General features: G+C 60.5%; 3 protein-coding genes. 2 read left to right on the top strand and 1 reads right to left on the bottom strand.

Going from position 1 to position 3,542, the window contains the following annotated elements; translation table 11 throughout:
• Positions 1-111: 111 nt before the first annotated feature.
• Positions 112-858, bottom strand: a complete 747-nt coding sequence (locus tag G3436_RS24385) for a hypothetical protein (protein ID WP_163950441.1) — start codon at positions 856-858, stop codon at positions 112-114.
• Between the two features lie 228 nt (positions 859-1,086).
• Here G3436_RS24385 and G3436_RS24390 point away from each other — a divergent pair, with 228 nt between their 5' ends.
• Together G3436_RS24390 and G3436_RS24395 are read left to right on the top strand one after the other, a co-directional pair.
• Entirely contained in the window at positions 1,087-2,184 is a 1,098-nt protein-coding gene (locus G3436_RS24390; RefSeq protein WP_163950444.1) for a carboxynorspermidine decarboxylase, read from the top strand.
• Positions 2,185-2,210: 26 nt separating this feature from the next.
• On the top strand, positions 2,211-3,446 hold the full coding sequence (locus G3436_RS24395; protein WP_163950445.1) for a saccharopine dehydrogenase family protein: 1,236 nt from the start codon (positions 2,211-2,213) through the stop codon (positions 3,444-3,446).
• Positions 3,447-3,542 lie beyond the last annotated feature (96 nt).

Below are 3,542 nucleotides of genomic sequence, written 5' to 3' on the forward strand. Positions count from 1 at the left end.
CAGGCCGTGGGAGCATGCTGGCTCGCGATCTGGCGCGCAGCGCCAGTAAAACCAGCACACTCGATACGCCTGATACGCCACACACGGAGGCTGCAAGCCCGCCTGGCGCTATCAGCCCGGCACTGCCACCCCGCCCAGAAACGCGCCGAGCTTCTCCTGAAACAGCGCAGCATGCCGCTGGCCGATCTGCTCGGCCTCGCGCAATTCACCTTGCAGTCGAATCACGTCGCGTTGCACGGCATCACGCTCGGTATCCAGAGGCGTCAGGCGGTTCAATCGCTCGGTTTTCTGCGCAGCCTGCAGGCTGAGCTCTACGAATCGCCAGGATTGTCCCGGCAGGATATGCGTCTTGCGGTAGGTCACCTTGAGCGTCGGCCTTTCGTCATGCAGATTCAAGTTCAAGTAGAACTTGATCTGCTTTCTCAACACGCCCTGCAGGTTGAGCTCGTACACCGGGCTCTCCCGGCCGCTCAGGAAATCTTCGATGAAGGGCAGGTTGTCGCGGTTCTGCTCATTGAACACCACCGGTTGCGTCCACTCCGGCGCCACCGCATGGGAAATGGCCTCGAACGCCAGAAAGTACGCGTGCAGGTCCGCCAGCAGCGCCGTGCGCTCGCTGTCGAGCTGCGCCCGACGCTGCTCGGCCTGCTGCAACGCCTTGCTCAGCAAGGGTACGGTCCTGTTCGGATCATGCTTGTTGCGCAAGGTTCTGAACGCATGGCGCGCCAGCCAATCAGACAGCGCCCCGTGCCCGGTGCCGGCCAGCACCACCGCCTGCGCCTGCATCTCGACGGCAGCGCCATCAAGGTCGCCATTGTTGAGTTTGAGCAGTAACGACTTCAGTGTCTCTTGATCCATGCACAACGCTCCTGATGACGGTTCGGACAGGGCACTCACCCCAGGCCGATCTTGCCAGAGGCCAGCGCAACGCACGATTGCACCGGCAGAAAATATTTCTCCAGCATGGCGTCTGGCCCGAGCAGAAAATCCCCGCCCCGGCAAAAATCATTTCTGAGCTTTCGATTCCCACGCAGTGAAGGCACAATGCGTGTCCTTTTTTTGGCCGGCCTTGCCGGGGGCCTCGAAATGATCAAAACGCCGTATTACCTGATCGACAAAACCAAACTGCTGCACAACATGCAGAAGATTGCCTATGTGCGCGAACAGTCCGGGGCCAAGGCCCTGCTGGCGCTCAAGTGCTTCGCGACCTGGTCGGTGTTCGACCTGATGCAGCAGTACATGGACGGCACCACCTCGTCGTCGCTGTACGAGCTCAAGCTCGGCCGGCAGAAATTCGCAGGCGAAACCCACGCCTACAGCGTGGCCTGGGCCGACGATGAAATCGAAGAGATGGTCGAGAACTGCGACAAGATCATCTTCAACTCCATCGGCCAGCTGGAGCGTTTTGCCGACGCCACCGAAGGCAAGGTCCGCGGCCTGCGCGTCAACCCGCAGGTGAGCAGCTCCGACTACCTGCTGGCCGACCCGGCGCGCCCGTTCAGCCGCCTGGGCGAATGGGACCCGGTGAAGGTCGAGGCGGTCATGGGCCAGATCTCCGGCTTCATGTTCCACAACAACTGCGAGAACGGCGATTTCGGCCTGTTCGACCAGATGCTCAACACCATCGAAGAACGCTTCGGCCACCTGCTGCACAAGGTCGAGTGGGTCAGCCTGGGCGGCGGTATCCACTTCACCGGCGAAGACTACGCGCTGGACGCGTTCTGCGCGCGGCTCAAGGCGTTCTCCCAGCAATACGGCGTACAGGTCTACCTGGAGCCGGGCGAAGCGGCCATCACCCAGAGCGCCTCGCTGGAAGTCAGCGTGCTCGACACCCTGTACAACGGCAAGCACCTGGCCGTGGTCGACAGCTCCATCGAAGCACACATGCTCGACCTGCTGATCTACCGCCTGAACGCCAAGCTGGCGCCAAGCGCGGGCGAGCACACCTACATGGTGTGCGGCAAGTCCTGCCTGGCCGGGGATATCTTCGGCGAATACGCATTTGATCGTCCGCTGGCCATCGGCGATCGGCTGTCGTTCATCGACGCAGCGGGCTACACCATGGTCAAGAAAAACTGGTTCAACGGTTTGAAGATGCCATCCATCGTAGTGAAACAACTCGACGGTACAGTCGAAGTGGTTCGCGAGTTTGGTTTTAACGACTACCTGTCCAGCCTCTCGTAAGCTGGCGCAAAGGAGAGATAAAGAAATTGAAGAAAAACGTTCTTATCATTGGTGCAGGAGGTGTCGCCAAGGTGGTGGCCCACAAGTGCGCGCAGCACAACGACGAACTCGGTCGTATTGCAATCGCGTCACGCAACATCTCCAAATGCCAGGCCATCATCGACAGCGTCAAGGCCAAGGGTAGCCTCAAGGTACCCGCCGACATCAAGGCCTTTGCACTGAACGCTCTGGATGTCGAGGCGACCAAGGCGCTGATCCGCGAAACCGAATCGCAGATCGTGATCAACGTCGGTTCTGCCTTCCTCAACATGTCGGTGCTGCGTGCCTGCATCGATACCGGCGTGGCCTACCTGGACACCGCCATTCACGAAGAACCGGGCAAGGTCTGCGAAACGCCGCCCTGGTATGGCAACTACGAGTGGAAGCACCTCGAGGAATGCCAGCAGAAGAACATCACCGCCATCCTTGGCGTGGGCTTCGACCCGGGTGTGGTCAATGCCTATGCAGCGTTGGCGCAACAACAGTATTTCGACCGCATTGATTCGATCGACATTCTCGACGTCAATGCCGGTTCGCACGGCAAGTATTTCGCCACCAATTTCGACCCGGAAATCAATTTCCGTGAGTTCACCGGGCAGGTGTGGAGCTGGCAGAACAGCCAGTGGACCAGCAACACCATGTTCGAAGTCAAGCGTACCGACGACCTGCCGGTAGTGGGTTCGCAGAACCTGTACCTGACCGGCCACGACGAAGTGCATTCGCTGTCCAAGAACCTCGACGTGCCGAACGTGCGCTTCTGGATGAGTTTCGGCGAGCACTACATCAACGTGTTCACCGTGCTGAAGAACCTGGGCCTGCTGTCCGAGCAACCGGTCAAGACCGCCGAGGGCCTGGACGTGGTGCCGCTCAAGGTGGTCAAGGCCGTGCTGCCGGATCCGTCTTCGCTGGCGCCGGGCTATACCGGCAAGACCTGCATTGGTGACCTGGTCAAGGGCACCAAGGACGGCCAGCCGCGCGAAGTGTTCATCTACAACGTGGCGGATCACGAAGAGGCTTACGCCGAGACCGACAGCCAGGGCATTTCGTACACCGCTGGCGTACCGCCGGTGGCGGCGGCCTTGCTGGTTGCGCGTGGCGAGTGGGACGTGCAGCGCATGGCCAACGTCGAGGAGTTGCCGGCCGAGCCGTTCCTCAAGGCGCTGGACGTGATGGGCCTGCCGACGCGTATCAAGGACGAGCACGGCGATCGTCCCTGGAACTGATTGATCCAGGCTGATCGAAAAAAGGGGGCGCCGTGATGGCGCCCCTTTTTTTGTTGCCGTGCGGTGGTCGCGTTGTACCCTTCGCTGGCAAGCCAG

The organism is Pseudomonas brassicae, assembly GCF_010671725.1.
In the GTDB taxonomy this organism is placed as follows: Bacteria; Pseudomonadota; Gammaproteobacteria; order Pseudomonadales; family Pseudomonadaceae; genus Aquipseudomonas; species Aquipseudomonas brassicae.